This is a genomic window from Fibrella rubiginis, assembly GCF_017353185.1.
In the GTDB taxonomy this organism is placed as follows: domain Bacteria; phylum Bacteroidota; class Bacteroidia; order Cytophagales; family Spirosomataceae; genus Fibrella; species Fibrella rubiginis.
Genome location: NZ_JAFMYV010000002.1, coordinates 733,763 through 754,333, shown reverse-complemented (window position 1 = coordinate 754,333; position 20,571 = coordinate 733,763). Strand labels below are relative to the sequence as shown.

Here is a 20,571-nt window from a genome sequence, read left to right as displayed (position 1 = left end):
GCGATTTTGTCCATAAAAATGGGCCGCAGACGACGCAGATTAAGCTGATTTGCGCAGATTTATCGACACAAACAAGAAAAAATCGGTGTAAACCCGCTTAATCTGCGTCATCTGCGGCTCATTAGTGGCGAAGTAACAAAAAAGCCCCGACGTTGGCCGGGGCTTTTCAATATCTGGCGGAGCGTTGCTCCGCTGTATGATTGTTTTAACAGCGGAGCAACGCTCCGCCAGACAACGTCCTTACTTGTTGGCAACCAACTTCATTTCGACTGTGAAGTCGTCATGGATGGCTTTGTCGCCGATGCTTTCGAAGAATGATTTCGAGCCGTAACGGATGTCAAACTTCGTGCGGTCAATCGTGGCTTTGCCGTCGGCAGAGATACCAGCGGGCGTCACTTTCACCGTGGCCGGGAAGGTGATGGCGTTGGTGATGCCTTTGATGGTCATATTGCCCGTCACGTCATACTGATCGCCGCCTTTTGGGGCCACTTTCGTAATCTTGAACGTCGAGGTTGGGTGCTTGGCCGTGCTGAAGAAATCGTCGCCTTTCAGGTGGCCAATCAGTTTGGCGTTGTAGGTAGCATCGGCAATGTCGGTATCGGTGATGCTGTTCATGTCGAAGGTAAATTCGCCCCCGGTCACTTTGTTGCCGTCAACGACAAACGCGCCATCTTTCACTTTGATGTTGCCCGAGTGTTCGCCGGTTACTTTTTTGCCATTCCACACCAGGGTGCTTTTGCTGGCATCTACTTTATACATCACCGCTTTGGTTACCGCAGTGGTATTGGCCGTTTTTTTGCCGGGACCAGCTACTGCCGCCGTGGCCAGTGTTACGGCGGTCAATCCCGCCAGAATCAGGTTGGTTTTCATTGGATAATCTGAGATATAGTGAGAAAAAAATTAGGTGTACTCAAGTGAGTCAGTCGTCGGTGGCCCGGCTCCGGAAATCATCAATCAGTGCGTTAAGCTGGTCGGCATTAGGCTCAGTATAGCCGTCAAATTGCCGTTCCCAACCTTCCTGCGCCACATCAATTTGTTTCAGCAGAGCCAGTCCCTTCTCAGTGATCACCACGTCTACGGCGCGGCGGTCGCTGGGGCATTCGTTACGCAAAACCAGCTTCTTCCCCACCAGTTTGTCGACCAGCCGCGACGCATTCGACATTTTATCGAGCATGCGTTCGGTGATGTCGTTGATCTTAACGGGTTTGGGATGCTGGCCTCGCAAAATCCGCAGCACGTTATACTGCGGCAAGGTCACATCATAGGGCTTCAATAGCCGCATCTGACTGTCACACAGCCAGTTGTTGGTAAACATCAGGTTCACAAGAAGCCTGTGCAGGGGCGACCGGAAGGTCTCCTGCTTAATCTCATCTTCAATTCTCATGGTAGTCGACAACATTGTTAAAAGGGTTAAAAAAAGAGTACGGTGGTAACTAGTGTCTGTACGTGTATACAGGTACAAACGTTGCGAATACCCACTCTTTGTGTAAATCCTTGTTCATGTTGTGACAAAAAAAAGTATCATTCGTTACGTTGAAACAGCCCTGAATCAGTGGCAAAACAGGGGGCATAACCGTGCAGAAAGAATTGCTTTCAGCTAGCCGATGCGAATATAATGTTGATACATATAATACAAGCGTAAAGGAAAAAAATAAGTTCGTTACTGAAAAGAAATGACCTGCGGAGAGTTGATGTCGAAGTCGCGGAAACGCAGCACAGGTACGCCTTCGAAGGTGCTGCGGAACGGAGCCGAGTTGTTGGGCAGGTTGGGGTAATAGGCCAGCCGAATCTGGAAGCTGTTGAAGGTGAGGTGTTCGTTTCGCAACCGGAAGCCAATGCCATAGCCCTGATAAAGCGGCCCTGACAGCAATGATTCTGGTGGAAACGATACCATGCCCAGGTTGGCAAACGTGATGAACGCCACCCGGAAACCCAGCACGTTGATGCGCGAAAACAGCAGGTTCTCATAACTCACCAATAATCGCTTGGTGCCAATGAGCGCGTCGCTGTTGACGCCGAAGCTCCGGTCGCCGTTGAGGTATACGTATTCGTTATTGAACCGGTCGGCCCCAATAGTGAGGTTGGTGTTGAGAAAGTGGCGCATCTGCCCCCAGCCTGTTTTGTGGAGCGGACTGAAATAGTTGCTGATCAGCGACAAAATAGTCTGCTGACGACCCTGCTGCCCATAATAGGTACCCGCACTGACAAACCCGTAGAGATAGCCCATCTTTCGGATATACTGCCCCCGCGAGAGGTTAACGCCCATGTAGAGCCGCTCACCGAGTTCGGCCCGTTCAAACCCACCCACCAGCGAAATTGTGCTACCATAGGGAACGTCTTCGGTGCGGCCAAAGCCATAAATGAGCACATCGCGCACGTAACGACGCTGGGTGTAGCCAACGCTGAAAAGGCTGGTGCGCCGATCCTGATAAAGCTGGTTGGTGTCGGCCCTCACTTCGGGACGACGACCGTAATCATAAGTGGTCAGGCGGGCGGCCACCACAATACGGGCGCGGTCTTCCGGGTTGCGCAGCTTAAACGGCGACGGAAATGAGCGGCCAACCCAGGTGTCGAAATAAAAATAATTGAGTGGAAACTGAATCAGGCTGTCGGGTCGGATAAGCACCCGGTTTTGCAGCCAGTATTGGCCTAGTTCCAGTTGCCCCGCCCATTTAGTATCGGGGTTGATGAAGGGCCGGAATAACTTGGCCGACAGCACTTTCTGAAACCGAAGTAGCTGTAGATCAATCTGTCCCGTCAAAAACGTCTTGCCAATGTAGGGGTTCACGTAGCGCCCCAGGTATTCCAGCTTTTGGTAAGGATCGTTGCCATCGTAATTAACCCGGTTTACCAGTTGCTGGCCCAGCCCCCTGAAATTGCGCTGGTCGAGGGCCAGTTGAAACGAGTTAAATCCACCAACGCCGCCGTCGGGCAGGAGCGACCACACGTCCTGCGTAATCACGTACACGTCAACAAACTGTTTGCTGCCACGGCGGGGCACCACCAGAATACGGGCATCGAGAAATATACCGATTCGTCGCAGCAGGCGTTCGTTATCGCGCAGTACGGTGGGGTCTACAGGATCTCCTTCCTTGAAAAGCAGGTATGACCGCCTGATCACGTTCTCGCGGGTGTTGGTGTGCACCCGGTTACCCGTGCGCTCAATCCAGTTGGCGGCTTTTCGGGTTGTGTCGTAGACGCTGGCACCAAAAACCCCCAATCGCTGAATATAAATTTTACCAATGATGCGGCCTCTGTAGGGCAGGAACGGGTTTACCTCAATCTGGGCTACCTCACCCGTAACCTGGCTATTATATACGTCCCGGAACAGCACATCGTAAAGCTGGTGGGTGAGCCGGTGTTTGTACATCCGTCGTTTCAGCGAGGTGTAGAGCAGGCTATCGCTGGCGCGGGCGGCACTATCGGCTATGGCGGTTGAATAGGCCGTAGCCAGCGAATCGGCCGTTGAGCGGCGAAGGCTGTCGGTGGCGGGTGGACGGGGCGTGGGAATGCTGTCGGTTTTTTGCGCCATTGCTCCGCTGTGCTGAACCAGCAGAATAGCCATTACCAGTAGTGCCAAACGCAGGCCTTGGCGGCAATGACCCAACACAAAAATGATCACAGACATGCAGCAGTAGTTAGACGCAGCGACTCAATAGCCAATCCGGTTATAGGTTAGATGTTGAAGATACACAAAAGGTTTAGTTAAGGCTTGCGTTTAGGCCGCCGATTAAACCGCCCGACTCATCCAGATGTCGCGCTGACGTTCGCCACCAAACGGAAACACGTGCCAGCCGAAAGGGACAAAGCCCTGTCGCCGGTAGAAAGCGATTGCGGGGGCATTGTGTTCCCAGACACCCAGATAAACGGCTTTATGACCCTGAGCACGGGCCTGATCCAGACAAAATTGCATAAGCTGCTGGCCATAACCTTTGCCTATATACTGCCGTAACAGATAGATCCGCACAAGTTCGAGGGCGTTGCGTTCTGCCAGTCGGCGGGGGGGCGCATGGCGACGAAGTTTGAGGAAACCCATTGGCTCGCCTGCTTCATTTTCGGCCAGCCAGAACGACGCCCGGCGGTCGGTCATTTCCTGCGCGTAGATGGCCGTGGTCACGTTTTCGTCAATAAAGGCCTGAATAGGATTGCCTGGATACGTTTCCGGACTAAACGCTTCGTAATAACAACGTCGGGCAAGGGCCACCAGTGGGTGGAGATCGTCAGGTGTAACGCGGCGAATGTGCATCGGGGGAGCGATGAGATAAGGAAGGAGAAGCAAGAGATAAGAAGCAAGAAATAAGAAAATGAGAAGTAATAAATGATAAACGAGAAGTAAGAGGTAAGAAATAAGAGACAAGAAACGAGAGGTAAGAAATATGAAGTAAGCGTATAGAGCAAAGAGAAAGCTCCTGGCTCCCACCTCTTGTCTCTTGCTTCTTATCTCTTGCTTCTTATCTCTTGTCTCTTACTTCTTGTTTCTCTCCCGAACTTACCGTTTAGCAAATAGTGAGCCGATTTGGGTTAGTTAACGTGTCGGTTAGTGACAATGGCTGTATTTTGGTTTTTTAACCTGCCGCCTTTCAGTTATGGCCCACCGTCGTTTTGTGTTTGCTGTCATCGCCTGGCTGCTGTCGCAGGCTGGTTATGGACAGGTTAGCCAGCAGCGTCAGACAGAGAACCTGCTTCGTCGCTATATGGTTGCCCGTGCCTCGGAACGGCCTGAACTGGCAATCCGGCTGTCGGAAGCCTATGTATACGTAGACCCGGTCCGCAGCCGTACTTATGCAGCCACGGGGCTACAGCTACTGCAAAAATACCCCAACGACACGCTTTATCTGGCAGGCATCAATAACCTGGCGGTGGCCTACGGTGGGTTGGGGCAAAACAAACGGGCCGACTCCTGCTTTCGGGTGGGTATTGCGCGGGCGCAGAGGCTGAACAACACGGATAAGTTGGTGCGGATGCTGGCTAATCAGGCTACAACCTACATGGACGAGGGCCGCAACTACGACGCGCTGAAACGCCTGAGGAAAGCATTAGCCTATGCCGTTGGTTCCAGTCACGACGACAAGCGGGCCTTACTGCTCAACAACATAGGGTTGGTTTATGATAACCTGGGCGTTTACGGCCCGGCCCTGCGCTATTACCATGCCGCCCTGCGCGAAGCCGAACGGCAGCACAACCTGAACGTATTGGGATTAGCCAAAGGAAACATTGCCACCATCTACGCCCAACTCGACAACCCCCAACGGTCTAATCAGTTGCTGGGGCAGGCCATCAAGCATCTCATAGAATCCAATGACCCTATCACGGCCAACCAGTGCCGGCTAACGGTGGCCGAAAACTGGCTCGATATGGCCCGACCCGACTCCGCCCGCCCGTTGGTGTGGCGGGGGTTGCAGCAGGCCAAACTAACTCAGATGCCCTACCAGATGGCCGTGGCTTATGTATTACTGTCGCGCCTGTATTTCAGCCAGCAGCGGTTTGTACAGGCCGAAATCTGCGCCAGGCAGGCACTGGAACTGGCCCAGGTGGAAAACCAGTCGATGGAGGGCCAGGCGTTGATGCACTTAGCCAAAGCCATTGACGCTCAGGGTCGTACCGGGGTGGCGCTCCCGCTGGCGCAGCAGGCCGTTGCCGCCACGCACCAGACAGCCAACAAAGGTGAACGCCGCGAAGCCAACCGTATTCTGGCCGACCTGCTGGAACATAGTGGCAAGCTGAACGAAGCGCTGGCTACCCGGCGGATCTATGAAGCCCTGAAAGATTCACTCTACACGGCTGGTTTCCGGGAACAGTTTTCGCAGTTGCAGGTCACGTATGAAACCGAGCGGAAAGAGCAGCAGATCGCGTTTCTGAACCGCGAAAATGACCTCCGCAAAAACCAACTGACATGGTTGGGCCTGAGTATGGTAATGGTGTTGTTGTTGCTTGGCCTGGTCTACTGGCTCTACCGTCGTCAGCAGCTTGCCACCGAAAAAATCAGCCAGCAAAAAGAACTGCTCACCCGCCAGTCGAGCCAACTGGCCCTGCTCATGCGCGAGTTGCACCACCGGGTGAAAAACAATTTACAGATTGTTTCAAGTCTGCTGAGCCTGCAGTCAAAACGCCTGGTCGACGAGCAGGCACGGGCGGCCGTACGGGAGGGACAAAGCCGGGTTGAAGCCATGGCAATGTTGCATCAGCGGCTTTATGCCACCGCCGAAGTGACCAATATAAACTTCCGCAACTATGTGGCAGACCTGGTAGAGAGCCTGATGACAACCTATGGCTATCGCCCTGCCGATGTTGACCTGACGATTGAGATCAGCCATGAACAAATAGAGACAGACACAGCTATACCCCTTGGATTGATTATCAATGAGTTGATTACCAATTCATTAAAACATGCCTATCAGCATGTGGCCCGCCCCGCGCTGACGGTGCGGCTCGAGCCCACCCGTAATGTCGACGGTCTGATGACGCTCCGCCTCACCGTGGCCGATAACGGACCTGGCCTGCCCAGCGCACAACCCACAGTGACATATACGGCCGGGGCCGAGTGGGTTTCATCGTCAGCAGTAGGTGGGCAATTGGCCCGTCAAAACAAAAAACGAAGCCGTACCGGCGAAATCGCCTCGAAGGATAGTACGTTTGGCATGCAATTGGTACTGTCTTTGGCGCGTCAACTTCGGGCTACGGGCCAATTTATCGAAAATAAAGGCGCACAGTTTCAGTTAGATATTCCTATGGCTCAACCGCTGGCCTGATCTGTTTTGGAAACGATACACATTCTTGTTGTAGAAGATGAGGCCATCCTGGCGATGGACCTGGCTCAGCGCCTGGGCGACCTGGGTTATTACGTGGTTGACACGGTCGACAATGGCCCGCAGGCGCTGGAGATTGTGCGGCAGCAACCCATTGACCTGATCCTGATGGATATTCACATCATGGGCGAATGGGACGGGATTGAAACGATCCGCCGGATGCAGACTACGCACTCCATTCCGTTTATTTTCCTGACGGCCATGACCGATGCCACCACCATTGAGCGTGCCCGTCAGGTGTCGCCCTCGGCCTATATTACAAAGCCCTTCAACGATCTCAACCTGCGCATTGCCATCGACCTGGCCATCCACAATTTTGCGGCCCGCCTCCCCGCCGACCGGCCCCATACGATGGACACCGCCGCGCCCGAATCGTTGTTGAAAAATGAGGCCCTGCTGCTGGTGAAAGACTACTACTTTATCAAGCAGAACTACCGGTTTATCAAATTTCAACTGCAGGACGTGCTGTTTCTGCAGTCAGACGGAAACTATACCGACATTGTGACGCGGGAGGGTAAGTATACCCTTCGTGTGGTGATGAGCAAGGTGATTGAAAAAATGCAAGCGCCTGACATTGTGCGCGTTCACCGGTCATACGCCATCAACAGACGCGTTATTGACGGTTTCGGTGAAAGTGAAATCATCATTGGCAAACATACCCTGCCCATTGGCCGGTCCTACCGCGAGGAGTTTATGAAAGGGCTGGAGTTAATGTAGCTATGCCGTAGTGGCGTACTGAGCCCATCGTCACGCCGGCAAGCCAGGGGAAGGGTATTTTCACAACGACTGGTTGAGAAACGCTATCAAGGGATGAAGGTCTGCATAGGCCGCCAATATTTCCGTGGGCAATTCTGCTTTCGTAAGCAGCTTGTCGGGTAGGGGAGACGAGGCCGTAAAGCTTTTTAGTTTTAGGTACTCAATGGCGGGGTTATCGGGCAGATAGCCTTTGGGCGGGCGCGCGAGCGCCTCTTCGCGACTTAGCTCGTTGAAGCGTTTTTTGAAGGCTTCCCCCTGTACAATAGCGTCAAAATGGGCCAGGTTATAATCAATCTCCTGCCTGACGGTAGCCAGCAGCGGAGGTTCGGGCATGTAGAGGCCACCGGCCACAAACGCATGGCCCGGCTCAAGATGAAGGTAGTATCCCGCCGAGTTCAGCTTCTTACCGCCGATATTGAACCAGGCACCAAAATGGCTTTTGTAGGGGTCTTTATTTTTAGAAAAGCGCACATCGCGGTTGATGCGGAACACACATTTTTTGGGTTCCAGCGGTGTGTCGGCAATGGCCGGGTCGAGCTGACTCAGCCCGTTCAGCAACCGCCCAACCAGGGTCAAAAAATCAGCTTTAGCGGCATCATAAGCTGCCCTGTTTTCGTCGAACCAGGGCTTATTGTTATTCGCCTTGAGCTTGCGCAGGAAAGCGAGGGTAGTAGGCTGTAGCATAAGGCAAAGATAAGCAGTGTACCAGGCCGCTACTACGGCAGCAGTGGCCAGCAGACATGAGCAACTACCCGCCGCCACTGCCTACTGCCAACTAATTTTCGTACCTTTGCGGCCGAATTCAGCCATAATCAACGCGAATGCTATCAGTATCCAATGTCTCGCTTCGCTACGGCAAGCGGGTACTTTTTGACGACGTCAACATAAAATTTAACCCCGGCAACTGCTACGGCGTAATTGGGGCCAACGGGGCAGGTAAATCAACATTCCTGAAAATCCTATCCGGCGAAATTGAGCCGCAGACGGGCAACGTCAGCATGGGTGCGGGCGAACGGATGTCGGTTCTGAACCAGAATCAGTTTGCCTATGACGAGTTTCCCGTACTGCAAACGGTGATCATGGGCAACAAGCGCCTGTATGAGATCATGCAGGAGAAAGACGAGATCTACGCCAAAGCCGACTTCACCGACGCCGACGGGGAGCGGGCCGCTGAACTCGAAGCCGAATTTGCCGAGATGAACGGCTGGGATGCTGAGTCAGATGCCGCCTCACTGCTATCGGGGTTGGGTATCCGCGAAGACCTGCACTACACCCAGATGGCCGACCTCAACGCCTCTGAGAAAGTGCGCGTGCTGCTGGCCCAGGCCCTGTTTGGTAACCCCGACATTCTGCTGCTCGACGAACCGACCAACAACCTTGACGTGGAATCGGCGATTTGGCTGGAAGGGTTTCTGGCCAATTTCAAAAACACGGTGATCGTAGTGTCCCACGACCGCCACTTCCTCGACCAGGTCTGTACGCACATTGTCGATATCGACTTCTCGAAGGTGAAGCAGTATGCCGGTAACTACACGTTCTGGTATGAATCAAGTCAACTGGCGCTCCGTCAGCGGCAGGACCAGAACAAAAAGACCGAAGACAAGCGCAAAGAATTAGAAGAGTTTATCCGTCGTTTTTCGGCCAACGCCTCGAAGTCGAAGCAGGCCACTAGCCGCCAGAAACTGCTGGAAAAACTCACCATCGACGATATCGCTTACTCGTCGCGGAAATACCCGTACATCCATTTCAAGCCCGAACGCGAACCCGGCGACCAGATCCTGACCGTCGAAAACCTGAGCTACACGGGTGAAGACGGCCAGAAACTGTTCAGCAATGTGTCGTTCAGCATGAACAAGAGCGACAAGATCTTCCTCTACAGCCGCGATAGCCTGGCCGTGACGGCCCTGCTCGACGTGTTGTCGGGCACGAAGCAACCTGACTCGGGTACGTTTAAGTGGGGTGTAACCATCACGAACGCCTATTTCCCCAATGATACCGGCCGTGACGCTTTCTTCGAAGGCAGCGACCTGAACCTGGTTGACTGGCTCCGGCAGTATTCGGTAGAGAAAGATGAGAGTTTCATCCGGGGCTTCTTGGGGCGGATGCTGTTTTCGGGCGAAGAGTCGCTGAAGAAAGCCACGGTGCTGTCGGGTGGCGAGAAGGTACGGTGCATGCTGTCGCGGATGATGCTCTCAGGCGCCAACGCCCTTATGCTCGACGAGCCAACCAACCACCTCGACCTGGAATCTATTGAAGCCGAAAACCGGGGCCTGATCGAGTTCAAAGGGCCGGTGTTGTTTTCATCGCACGACCACCAGTTTGTGGAGACCATCGCCAACCGCATCATCGAGTTGTCGCCCAGCGGTATCCTCGATAAGCTGATGACCTACGACGAGTTCATCACCGACGAGCGCGTGAAACAGCAACGCGAAGAATTGTATTTAAAAGCAGTGTAATTACTAGTTCAAAAGTGTAAGGTTTAAAGTGTAAAGTTGGCTGGCCGGTCCGCCGGTGCGGCAAGCATACTATTGCGTCAGCCAACTTTACACTTTAAACCTTATACATTAAACTTATTTTGCCCCATGAAAGCTGAAATGCGTACCAACAAGGGTACAATGACCATCGAATTTTTTGATAAAGACGCACCGGGCACGGTTGCCAATTTTGTGAAACTGGCCAAGTCGGGTTATTACGACGGCATCTCGTTTCACCGCGTTATCCCCAACTTTATGATTCAGGGCGGCGACCCCACCGGTACGGGTGCTGGTGGCCCTGGCTACAGCATTCCCTGCGAACTGGACGGCGGAAACCAATTCCACGACCGGGGCGTACTGAGCATGGCACACCGGGGCCGGAACACGGGCGGGTCGCAGTTTTTCATCTGCCACAACCGCCAAAACACCGCCCACCTCGACCGCAACCATACCGTGTTTGGTAAAGTGGTAGAGGGCCTCGACGTGATCGACGAAATCAAGCAGGGCGACAAAATTGAGTCAATTACGATCTCAGAAGAAGCGGCTGCTTAGGTAGTTAACCCTGTTAAGTACACAAAATCCCGCCTGTTCACAGGCGGGATTTTGATGTTTATATGGCTTTGCTTTAGTATACAAGTGCTTTAAAGTCAGGTAGTTTGTTTCTTATTGATGCCGCATCAGGCATTGTTTTTATGCGCATCAACTCTTCAATGGCAATTGACTCCTGGTCGCGGTTCATGCTAGCCACGGCGAGCACCTTTCCCGCCTTGCTGTAGAACGCCAGAAACGTCTGGTCGGCTACCGAACCGTCGATAAAGAGATCATCCCAATCCTCGGCATGACCCACGTAGGAGAGCCGTTTGTCATACTGGTTTGTCCAGAAAAACGGAACATAGTCGGCTGTGCTTTCGGGTAGACCCATCATGTTTAGCGCGGCCGTTCGGCCCTGTTGCAGGGCCGTCCGCCAGTGTTCGATGCGGATGGGTGTTCCGTCGTTTTGCGCGCCTGGAAAGCGGGCAATATCACCCGCGACATACAGTCCTTCCGCCGCCCGCAGATGTTCATCGACGGAAATACTATGATCTTTTTCGTTTAATTGTAAGCCTTGTAAAAAGCCTGTGTTTGGCTTTACACCAATGCCCACAATGACCAGATCAGTAGACATAGTTTCACCATTGTCAAGTAAAATAGTGTCAACGTATTCCTGGCCCTGAATGGTTACTATTTGGGTGCCCAAACGAAAATTAACTCCGTTTTTTTCGTGCATACGTTGAAACATCTGCCCAATTTCAGCGCCAAGTAGTTTCTCAAATGGTAGTTTTTCGGGTGAGGTTATTGTTACCGGCAAATTGCGTTGCCGAAGACTGGCAGCTACTTCTAATCCAATGAAACTGGCCCCAACAATTACCACACGAGCGTCGGGTTTCAACTGGTCAAGCAGTTGCGCAGCATCGTCCTGCGAACGTAGGGTGTGCACGCCGGGCAGGTCGGCACCGGGTACGGGCAGGGTGTTGGGGGTGCTTCCGGTAGCAAGCAGCAACTGATCGTAGGGTAAGGTGGTGCCGTCTTTAAACGAGATCGTACGCGTGTCTGTAGCCACTTGTGTGGCCTCCTTGCCCAGTAAAACGTCGATGTCGGCATCTTTGAAAAAATCCTCGTTGCGCAGGGGCAGTTTGTCGGCAGTGGCCTTGCCGTTCAGGTAAGCCTTGCTCAGTTTAGTACGGTCGTAGGGTAGGTGATCTTCGCGCAGAACCAGGCTGATTCGCCCGCTAAATCCACGTTCACGTAGGGTCTGTGCCGCAAAAAAACCAGCCGCGCCACCACCCAAAATCAACACTGACTGCCGGGAATTGACTTTCGCGGAAGCCATAGCCGGTTCTGCCGGGGCTTTCTCGTTGTCGGGAAGTTGCACCCAAATTTGTCCGTCGGCTTCGCGGGCAGGGTAGGTGGAAAGACCGTCGAGCGAGGGCGGTTCGATCAGGTGGCCGGTGCCAATATCGAAGCTGCTGTGGTGCCAGGGGCAGTAGAGGCGTTTGCCGCAAAGCAACCCCTTGGCTAGTGGGGCCTGCAGGTGCGGGCAAACAGCACCAACGGCAAACACATCGGTACCCACACGGGCCAACAGCAGCTTGGTGTCGCCAGCGGTTACTTCTTTTAGCTGTCCATCGGCCAGGTCGTTGGTATGGGCTACGGCAATTTCAGTCATGGTGGTTAATGGTCTAGTGATCAACTAGACAAACCACGATTCGTGGGATTGGTTAAAAAAGTAGGGGAAAGCGGATATTGGATGTTGGATAGTAGTTGCTGGAGGCTGGCTATTGGCTGCTGGATGTTGGAGGCTTCGCGCTACGTGCCCTTCGACAAGCTCAGGGTGACAGGAAACTAGAATCAATTTACCTGAACTGCATTAGATGGGCTGTCACCCTGAGCTTGTCGAAGGGCACGTAGCGCGAAGCCTCCAACGTCCACTATCCAACATCCAACGTCCAGCATCCAGCCTCCAACGTCGTATCTTTAGCCTATGGAAACGTCGCATATGGGTTGGTATAGCCAAACCATCAAACAATACTTATCGCGGCAGGAGGTCGACGCAATCATGCGGAAGTCGGACTGGCGGGCCGTTGGTGAGTTGGCCACTACCTGGGGCTGGATCGCTGCCGCTTTCGCATTGGCAGGCTTCTTTCCGAACCCCATCACCATCCTGGCCGCCCTGATCGTGCTGGGCGGCAAGCAGTTAGCCTGCGCCATTATTATGCACGACTGTTCGCACAACGCGTATTTCACCTCAGCCCGCTGGAATACACTGGCGGGCAACTGGCTGGGCAGCTACCCGATTTTGCAGAACGTGGAACAATACCGCCCCTACCACCTGCAGCATCACAAATTCGCAGGGCTACACAACGACCCCGACCTCAGCCTGACCAAAGGTTACCCCACCACCGCCTTGAGCATGGTCCGGAAATTTGCGCGCGATCTGTCGGGGGCCACGGGCATTAAAGGGCAGTTGGCCGTACTGAGCATGCACGCTGGGTATTTGTCTTATTCGCTGGGCGGCGCGGCGCAGTGGCTACAGAAAAGATCGGCGTGGGACCATCTTCGGCTGGGCTGGAAAAACCTGCGTGGACCGCTGACTGCCAATGGATTGTTGTTTGCCCTGCTTTGGCTGTGTGGCGCGGGATGGCTTTATCTACTTTGGATTGGCGCGCTGCTGACCACCTACAATGTCTCGCTCCGGGTGCGGTCGATGGCTGAACACAGCGTGGTGGAGGAGCAGGAAAATCCGCACAAAAACACCCGCACCACCTATGCCAATTTTTTGGAGCGGCTGTTGTTTGCTCCCCACCACGTTAACTACCACGCCGAGCACCACCTGATGATGGCCGCCCCGCCCTACAACTACCCCAGGCTGCACCGTATACTCCTCTCACGCGGTTATTTCGACGAAGGTGTACTGGAAACAGGGTACTGGAAGATTCTGAAAAAAGCGGTGGCAGGGAAGAGAACGTAGTGCCGCGTTTTCAACTGGCGAACCGGAAAAACGCCAGACTACTTTTTCCTGACCAACACAACCCGGTCAGCTACGCCGGCTGGCGCTTGCACAACGCCGTTGACTACGGCCGTTTTTTGTAATGACCTACCGGTTGTAGCGTCGATCCATTCGGCTTCGTAGCTGCCTTTGGGTAGGCTTAGCACCAGGTTATAGGGCTTTGCGGCCAGCGTTTCGCAGTAGATCGCCCACCGGGTTTTGCCATCGCCCATGGCCCACGTCTGGGTGCCGGGTGCGGCTTTTACGATCGTATTGTCAGGCATTAACTGGCTAACGGTAAGTGCTTTAAGCAATTTTACTAAAACGTTGAGTTGCGCCCGCAGGGCTGGTCCACCACCACCCGGCGACGTGCCTACGCTGTCGGTGCCCGTCTCGGAGCCAACGGCATAGCTGTAGTCGAGCTGATTGAACAGACCCCCGCCGCTGAACAAAAACCGCCATGCCTGCCGCCGGTAGGTTGAGTCGGCCTGACCAGCAAAGCCGGTTTCGTTGAAGCCGATGACTTTGTTCAGATAGCTGTTTTCACCAACGGTTTCGGGGGAGGCGTAGTGAAACGTGAAAATTGACACATTGGGGTCGGGGTTGGTAATGGGGTAGTGAAAGTTGCTGATATCCTGCGAAATCAAATGCCGGATGGGCAGCCGTTTCTCTTCGTCGGTGATCCAGGCTGCCACCCGCCGCTGCCAGTCGTTCGAGCGTTGCGATACTACCTGTAAGGTGCTTCGCCAGTCGGTGGCAGGGCCATAGGCGTTGTGCATCCGGACCACATCTGTCTGGTCGGCCCAGGGTTCGTTCTGAATCTCGAAATAGATATTGTCGAACCGGTTCAGGCGCCGCACAATCTCGCGAACGTAGCGCTCCTGATGAGCCAGAATGGTGCCATTCTGAAGGGTATTCACCGCCGTTGATTGGACTGAATCAGTAGCGTTAACGTTGTTTTTAGGATTGAATGCGCTGTATTTCCAGCCATCGCTGTAGTGGGCCGAGAATAGATTGACTTCCACGATAACGCCCCGTTGTTGCGCTTCAGTCACAAAGTCGGCGAGACGCGTAAAATAGGCTTCATCCCACGTGCCCAGATCGAACTTGTTGCCGCCCAGTGCGTAGCCGGGGGCGTTGCTCCGTTTCCAGGGAAGCACCAGTCGGCCAGCTGCGGGGGCCAGCGTATTTTTCTGAATGCCGAAATCGCCCAGCTTTTCCACGTAGGCACCCGTAAATAGCCGGGTGGTGTTCATGCCATCGGCGGCGGTAGCCTGCAGGTATTTTTTAAAGTCGAAGTCGAGATTGACGACTGAGCCGTAGTGTTCGCCGGAGCCAAGCAGTATGATGGGCTGCCCACGGTAGGACAGGTAGTGCGGATTCTGGGGGTACAGCCGAACCGTATTGACAGACTGAGCAAAGAGAGGCAGGCAGGAGCCAAAAAAGACGAGCAGTAACAGTACTCTTAAATACATGGATCAGGGTTTTTGAAAGACCAATGTAACTCCACGCCTGGCAACAAAACAAAAAGAAAGAGCCGGATCACTGACCCGGCTCTTTGCTGACTATTCCTAAACCCTTAACCTTTTCTACTTGAAAAACTAACTTAAACTCATTCTTGTTCCAATAACCCAATTGAATGGGTGTATTTTTTCAGTTACTCATTTTCAGGCAGTTGCGCCTGATCCTGACTGACTGTCCAGAAGTACGTTAACGTACGAACTGTGTTGTTAACCTGGCCTGCCCATTGGCTTGCTTCAGGTTGTTTTTGCTTCGCCAATTGGCCAGAAACAACCGAAGATGCTTTGACAAACTCGGCACGGTCAGCGGCTGACAAACGCAGCACATCAACCGGATTTTGATTGTACATCGACACGACATTCATGTATGTCTGCCAGGCCGATGTGTGGCTGAAGCGGTTGGCGTGCTGCTCGATAAAGTGAGCAAACTGCTTTTCCGATCCATTAACCAGCAGGGTAGCTGCCGATTTGTTGGCAGCCGGACTATCATCAGAGATGGTGGTAGCCGCGTTTGCCGTGGTCGTTAATGCTAATCCAAGAATCAACGACGCAAAGATAACACGCGATTTCATTGTTTTGTTCTATTTGGTATTCAGTAATAGAACAGGGCCAGACCCCGATTAGTTTATATTTGATGCGTACTCTATAGGGGCCTTTCAAAATAATATTCTGAATTATATCCTCGAAAATGCCGTATAAGGCTTACGATTGCTCTGTTTGTGTTGTTTAATCAATAGATTATTTGGTAAGTATTTGCTCGTATATACCAATTGTACTTTTTTAAGTTTTTTGAAAGTTCTTCAAAAAAGTCAATTATTGGTTAAAATTATTCATGGCCTGCTGTATGCCCATAGTACAAAAAGCCAATGCTGCATCGCCAGCGCGGTCCAGCACCTCTGGTAGCATCGCTAATTCGCTGTCAGGAAACTGGCCCAGGACGAAATCAATCTGCCGCCCGCGCGAGAAAGCGTTGCCAATTCCGAACCGCAGCCGGGCGTATTGTTGGGTGGCGAGCACTTCGTCGATGTTGCGCAAACCGTTGTGCCCGCCCGCTGACCCCTTGGGCTTCATGCGCAGTTTGCCAAAGTCGATATCCTTATCGTCGGAGATAACGAGGATGTTGTCGACCGGGATGTTTTCCTGCTTCATATAATAGGCCACTGCCTTGCCGCTCAGGTTCATAAACGTGGTGGGCTTGATAAAAAACAGTTGCTTGCCTTTGTATGACCAGGCAGCGGTGTAGGCCAGTCGGTTCATCGTGAACGAAAAACCGTGTTGCGCGGCAAGCCGGTCGAGCACCATAAAGCCCGCATTGTGGCGGGTAAGGGCATATTCCGGGCCAATGTTGCCCAGACCAACGATCAAAAATTTCATAGAGATACTGGCAAGAAGGCACAAATTTGGGGAATTCAGCGGGTTGTTCGGATAAAATACGAGCGGAAACCTACTTTTAACCCATGAACCAGAAACGCCTTGTACTGGCCAGTCCATTGTTGGAAATTGTGATCAGCCGACTAAGCCAGGAGTTGATCGAAAATCACACCGATTTTGCCAATTCGGTGGTATTGGGACTACAACCACGCGGCATTTATTTTGCCGAACGTGTGGTGCGCGAGCTAAACCGGACACTGGCCGGCCGTTATCCGGCTCACAACGTCCCCCTGGGCTATCTGGACGCTACGTTCTACCGCGACGATTTTCGGCGGCGCGATGCCCCGCTGCGCCCCAACACCACCCACGTGCCATTTCTGATCGAAGACAAGCGCGTCATTCTGATCGACGATGTTATGGCTACTGGCCGCATGGTCCGCGCCGCGCTCGATGCCATGTCGGCGTTTGGGCGGCCCCGCAAGGTAGAGTTGATGGTGCTCATTGATCGCCAGTTTAACCGTGACCTGCCCATCAAGCCCGACTACGTAGGGCAGCGCGTTCAGACCCTGGATACGCAACGCGTGCTGGTAGAGTGGACCGAACAGGGAGCCGAAACAGATCGCGTCTGGCTGATTGATAAAGCGTAGGAACGAGTTTAAAGTCTAACGTCCAAGGTCTAAAGTTGCTTCGCGCATTACGATGGCGCGCGAAGCAACTTTAGACCTTGGACGTTAGACTTTAAACGTACCTACCCTCCTTAAGCAATTTCAATTTGCTTCACTTCGGGTTGTTTCTCTTCCACTTTGGGTAATTCAACGGTTAGAATACCGGCTTCGTAAGTGGCTTTGATGGCGTTGGCATCGACGTTTTTAGGCAGACGGAAGCTGCGTTCGAAAGCCTGGAAACCAAACTCTTTCCTTACGTAACCTGCATTTGCCTCTTCGGTGGCCTGCTCATTCTTGAGCGCCAGCGTCAGCACCTGCTGGGTTACGTTCAGGGTAAACTGCTCTTTCTGCGCACCGGGGGCCGCTACTTCAAGCACAAAGTGCGTATCCGTCTCTTTTACGTTTACAGCCGGGCCAGTGGAGGCTGGTTTGCGGTAGTTCACTACGTAGGGACGGTTGGCCAATGAGGGGCCAAAGAAGGTGTCGAATAAGGTAGGCATTGTGTTAACGCGTGCTAAGGTGTTCATTGTCTGTTGTTGTTTAACTGCTCAGTAGCAGGTTGTATCTCCCTATTTGCAAAAGTACTGCCAAAGGAAAAAAGATGACATGTTGTCTGGTTTTTAAAGAATTTATGATGTTTTAATGACATAATGTCTTGATTCGCCGTTTGCTCTTTATACGTTTTGTCATTACTATAGTCATTAATACTTATTAGTCAATCATAAGTTGTTCATGCCAATCCCGGATAGTAATTTTATGGGCCATCTACTCAGAAAATACTTGTATATAATCCCACTTGTAACCATGCTAAAATTCTACACGTCATTACTGGTACTTGTTACGGCCAGCGTCTTGTCAATACAGGCGAAAGCACAACAAACGGCGGTCGATTATTTTGAAAGTGGTGTAACTAAAAGCCGTTCCGGCGATTTCACTGGTGCGCTCCAGGCATTTAGCATGGCCATCACCATGAACCCCGACAATGGCCCCAGTTATTACAACCGGGGGCTGGCCAAAGCGAATCTGAAAGACCACCGCGGCGCTATTCTGGACTATGACCGGGCTATTGAACTGAACCCGAAAGATGCGCTGGCGTACCTGAGCCGGGGGGTAAGCAAAAGCAAACAGGATGACCACCGGTCGGCCCTGCTCGACTACGGGCGGGCCATTGAACTGAATCCCGACGAAGCCCAGGCGTATTACAACCGGGGCGCCAGCCGGAGCCGGCTGGAGCAGTATCGGGGCGCTTTACAGGATTTCACCCGTACACTGGAACTGGAACCCAACAACCAGTCGGCCCTCTACGCGCGGGGCATTACGAAGCAAAAACTGGAAGAGTTTTCGAGCAGTCTGGCCGATTTTACCAAGCTTATTGAACTGAACCCCAAGCGTGGTCAGGCCTATGCGGCAAGGGGCGCTTCGCGGGTGGAACTGAACGATTTTACGGGTGCCATTGCCGACCTGAACAAAGCCATTGAACTAAACGCCGAAGACACTGAGTCGTACCTGAATCGGGGTTTCGCCAAGGGGAAGACCGAAGATTTCAAGGGGGCCAATATTGACTTCGACCGGGCCATTAGTTTAGACAAAAACAGCCATCGGGGCTACTACGGGCGTGGTTTCTGCCGCAGCAAGCTGGGCGATCAGAAAGGAGCCGTGCAGGACTTTAACCAGGCCATTGACCTCAACAACACCAATACCGACACCAAAGTATTTTATAACGGCCGCCTGAACCGGGGGGCACTCGACAACCTGCGGGCGGTAGTGCAGGAGCGCAACAAAATCAACGAACTGTCCGGCGAACGTTCGGAAGCTTATTTCAGCCTGGCCGTGAGCCGCAACAAGCAGGGCGATGCCAAACTGGCCATTGCCGATCTGAACAAGGCCATTGAACTCAACCCGACGTATGCCGAGGCGTATTTCACGCGCGGTATGATCAAATCGTCGCAGAATGACCAGAAGGGTGCTCTGCTCGATTGCAGCAGTGCCATTAAACTTAACCCGCGCTACGCCGAAGCGTATTATATTCGGGGCATAATCCGGCATAGTTTGGGTGACGAAAACGGCGGTTGCCTCGATCTCTCGAAGTCGGGCGAACTGGGCTACACCCCCGCCTACAAAGTCATCAGCGACTATTGCAATTAACCCCCTCTGGCATGACCCACATTCTTGTTGTTGACGATGAACCGGACGTGCGTCCGCTTTTTGAGCAGCGGTTCCGGCGCGAAATTCGGGGCGGCACGATCCACCTGACGTTTGCTTCGTCGGGTGAGGAGGCGCTGACCATCTTCACCGAACGACCGCAGGAGGCCGTACTGATTTTGTCGGACATCAACATGCCGGGCATGAGCGGGCTGGAGTTACTGCGGCACATCAGAACAGTGACCCCCAAAAGGCCACCCGTGGTGATGATGATTACGGCCTACGGCGACGAGGACAGCCATAAACAGGCGATGGACCTGGGGGCCGACGACTTTCTGACCAAGCCACTCGACTTCACCGATCTGAAAGAAAAACTGGCCAACCTGCCGGTATAACCGAAGCCACATACCAATACCAAAAAAGGCCTCTTGTAACTACAGGAGGCCTTTCTAATTTATACAGTAATACTTATTGAAGAACTGGCTGCTGGAGCTTACGAAGGGCTTGCAGATCATCGGCGATTGTAGTGACCTCCAGTTGCTTCTGGGCAAATTTGAGGTTTAGCCGGCGAGACTTTTTCTGCTCAAAATCGGGGGAGGCCTCTACTTGCGCTATAGTCTGTTTTAAATTAGTGAGGACTTTTTGCCGCGTTAGCTGCCATGCTTCTGCCTCCCGAATGGTTACGGCCAGCCATTGATTGTATTGACCTGCTGGCACGTCGTCTCTTATTACAAGCAACGCTTTAGCTAGGGTAGCAAAGTCCTGCGAATGGGCTTCCAGCATATGCTCAGTAAAATACCGGATTAACGCACGATTGTTGCTGGCTAGAATGCCGTATTTGTTTAACAGAATACGCGGGTACAGTTGTTTAAAGACGATAAGTTTGGGAGACCCGGCGTTGTCAGCAAGATATTTTTTATAGTCGATAACTGCTTCATCCGGCGTAATTAGTGCAGGCACATTCGGCTGAGGAATGGGTACCGGATAATCCTGCACAACCTCTCGCTGTAGGGTAATGAGTCGTTCGCGGCAGTTGGATGACGTATCGTCAGTGCAAAGGGCGGCTGAGCTTAATCTTATCTGCGCCAGCGACATGTGGCTGACGCCAGCAAAGTGACTCGCATCAGGTTGGTTAGCATTGTTGAGCGTCGCTATTGGCGATATTGACAAGGCAGACGCAATGCGTGAATAATACTGGACGCAAGTGCATACAACGCCCAGAATGATGAAAGAAACTGGTATAGAGAAAGGTCGTTTCATTATGAGGTCAGGAGATGCTACAGCTAGATGCACGCACTGATGATATTCCAC

Annotated in this window: 19 protein-coding genes; 8 read left to right on the top strand and 11 right to left on the bottom strand. The window is 52.8% G+C overall.

Annotation, left to right across the window (positions count from 1 at the left end):
• Positions 1-240: 240 nt before the first annotated feature.
• The 4 genes from J2I47_RS06670 to J2I47_RS06655 all read right to left on the bottom strand — a co-directional run bounded on the left by J2I47_RS06670 (position 241) and on the right by J2I47_RS06655 (position 4,279).
• The gene (locus tag J2I47_RS06670; RefSeq protein ID WP_207363760.1) at positions 241-870 is read right to left on the bottom strand and encodes a YceI family protein; all 630 of its coding nucleotides are present in this window, start codon (positions 868-870) and stop codon (positions 241-243) included.
• Between the two features lie 49 nt (positions 871-919).
• Entirely contained in the window at positions 920-1,384 is a 465-nt protein-coding gene (locus J2I47_RS06665) for a MarR family winged helix-turn-helix transcriptional regulator (RefSeq protein ID WP_207363759.1), read from the bottom strand.
• 276 nt (positions 1,385-1,660) lie between these two features.
• Positions 1,661-3,628: a hypothetical protein gene (locus J2I47_RS06660; protein WP_229374321.1), complete on the bottom strand. Its 1,968-nt coding sequence runs from the start codon at positions 3,626-3,628 to the stop codon at positions 1,661-1,663.
• A 102-nt stretch (positions 3,629-3,730) separates the two neighbouring features.
• Positions 3,731-4,279 (bottom strand): GNAT family N-acetyltransferase, encoded by a 549-nt coding sequence (locus tag J2I47_RS06655; RefSeq protein ID WP_207363758.1) that lies wholly within the window; start codon positions 4,277-4,279, stop codon positions 3,731-3,733.
• A 307-nt stretch (positions 4,280-4,586) separates the two neighbouring features.
• On the opposite strand from J2I47_RS06655, the gene J2I47_RS06650 reads away from it, so the two are divergent.
• Complete coding sequence (locus J2I47_RS06650; protein WP_207363757.1) at positions 4,587-6,749, top strand: sensor histidine kinase; 2,163 nt, start codon at positions 4,587-4,589, stop codon at positions 6,747-6,749.
• A 6-nt stretch (positions 6,750-6,755) separates the two neighbouring features.
• Positions 6,756-7,523, top strand: coding sequence for a response regulator (locus J2I47_RS06645; protein WP_207363756.1), 768 nt, complete (start codon positions 6,756-6,758; stop codon positions 7,521-7,523).
• Between the two features lie 60 nt (positions 7,524-7,583).
• Here J2I47_RS06645 and J2I47_RS06640 read toward each other — a convergent pair whose 3' ends face one another.
• Positions 7,584-8,246: a DUF2461 domain-containing protein gene (locus J2I47_RS06640; protein WP_207363755.1), complete on the bottom strand. Its 663-nt coding sequence runs from the start codon at positions 8,244-8,246 to the stop codon at positions 7,584-7,586.
• Between the two features lie 137 nt (positions 8,247-8,383).
• Between J2I47_RS06640 and J2I47_RS06635 the strand changes: the two genes are divergently transcribed.
• Positions 8,384-10,018, top strand: a complete 1,635-nt coding sequence (locus tag J2I47_RS06635; protein ID WP_207363754.1) for an ABC-F family ATP-binding cassette domain-containing protein — start codon at positions 8,384-8,386, stop codon at positions 10,016-10,018.
• A gap of 126 nt (positions 10,019-10,144) precedes the next feature.
• On the top strand, positions 10,145-10,588 hold the full coding sequence (locus tag J2I47_RS06630) for a peptidylprolyl isomerase (RefSeq protein WP_229374319.1): 444 nt from the start codon (positions 10,145-10,147) through the stop codon (positions 10,586-10,588).
• A 73-nt stretch (positions 10,589-10,661) separates the two neighbouring features.
• Here J2I47_RS06630 and J2I47_RS06625 read toward each other — a convergent pair whose 3' ends face one another.
• Complete coding sequence (locus J2I47_RS06625) at positions 10,662-12,242, bottom strand: FAD-dependent oxidoreductase (RefSeq protein WP_207363753.1); 1,581 nt, start codon at positions 12,240-12,242, stop codon at positions 10,662-10,664.
• 315 nt (positions 12,243-12,557) lie between these two features.
• Here J2I47_RS06625 and J2I47_RS06620 point away from each other — a divergent pair, with 315 nt between their 5' ends.
• Positions 12,558-13,544, top strand: coding sequence for a fatty acid desaturase family protein (locus tag J2I47_RS06620; RefSeq protein WP_207363752.1), 987 nt, complete (start codon positions 12,558-12,560; stop codon positions 13,542-13,544).
• Between the two features lie 38 nt (positions 13,545-13,582).
• Here the strand turns inward: J2I47_RS06620 and J2I47_RS06615 are convergent, their stop codons facing one another.
• The 3 genes from J2I47_RS06615 to pth all read right to left on the bottom strand — a co-directional run bounded on the left by J2I47_RS06615 (position 13,583) and on the right by pth (position 16,456).
• Positions 13,583-15,037, bottom strand: a complete 1,455-nt coding sequence (locus J2I47_RS06615) for a cellulase family glycosylhydrolase (RefSeq protein ID WP_207363751.1) — start codon at positions 15,035-15,037, stop codon at positions 13,583-13,585.
• Between the two features lie 182 nt (positions 15,038-15,219).
• Positions 15,220-15,654, bottom strand: coding sequence for a hypothetical protein (locus J2I47_RS06610; RefSeq protein ID WP_207363750.1), 435 nt, complete (start codon positions 15,652-15,654; stop codon positions 15,220-15,222).
• 241 nt (positions 15,655-15,895) lie between these two features.
• On the bottom strand, positions 15,896-16,456 hold the full coding sequence (gene pth / locus J2I47_RS06605; RefSeq protein WP_207363749.1) for an aminoacyl-tRNA hydrolase: 561 nt from the start codon (positions 16,454-16,456) through the stop codon (positions 15,896-15,898).
• Between the two features lie 83 nt (positions 16,457-16,539).
• Between pth and pyrR the strand changes: the two genes are divergently transcribed.
• Positions 16,540-17,100, top strand: a complete 561-nt coding sequence (gene pyrR / locus J2I47_RS06600) for a bifunctional pyr operon transcriptional regulator/uracil phosphoribosyltransferase PyrR (protein WP_207363748.1) — start codon at positions 16,540-16,542, stop codon at positions 17,098-17,100.
• A gap of 110 nt (positions 17,101-17,210) precedes the next feature.
• Here the strand turns inward: pyrR and J2I47_RS06595 are convergent, their stop codons facing one another.
• Positions 17,211-17,645: an Hsp20/alpha crystallin family protein gene (locus J2I47_RS06595; RefSeq protein WP_207363747.1), complete on the bottom strand. Its 435-nt coding sequence runs from the start codon at positions 17,643-17,645 to the stop codon at positions 17,211-17,213.
• 277 nt (positions 17,646-17,922) lie between these two features.
• Between J2I47_RS06595 and J2I47_RS06590 the strand changes: the two genes are divergently transcribed.
• Both J2I47_RS06590 and J2I47_RS06585 read left to right on the top strand, forming a co-directional pair.
• On the top strand, positions 17,923-19,263 hold the full coding sequence (locus J2I47_RS06590; RefSeq protein WP_207363746.1) for a tetratricopeptide repeat protein: 1,341 nt from the start codon (positions 17,923-17,925) through the stop codon (positions 19,261-19,263).
• A gap of 11 nt (positions 19,264-19,274) precedes the next feature.
• Positions 19,275-19,655, top strand: coding sequence for a response regulator (locus J2I47_RS06585; protein WP_207363745.1), 381 nt, complete (start codon positions 19,275-19,277; stop codon positions 19,653-19,655).
• Positions 19,656-19,728: 73 nt separating this feature from the next.
• Here J2I47_RS06585 and J2I47_RS06580 read toward each other — a convergent pair whose 3' ends face one another.
• The gene (locus J2I47_RS06580) at positions 19,729-20,520 is read right to left on the bottom strand and encodes a hypothetical protein (protein ID WP_207363744.1); all 792 of its coding nucleotides are present in this window, start codon (positions 20,518-20,520) and stop codon (positions 19,729-19,731) included.
• Positions 20,521-20,571: the final 51 nt, after the last annotated feature.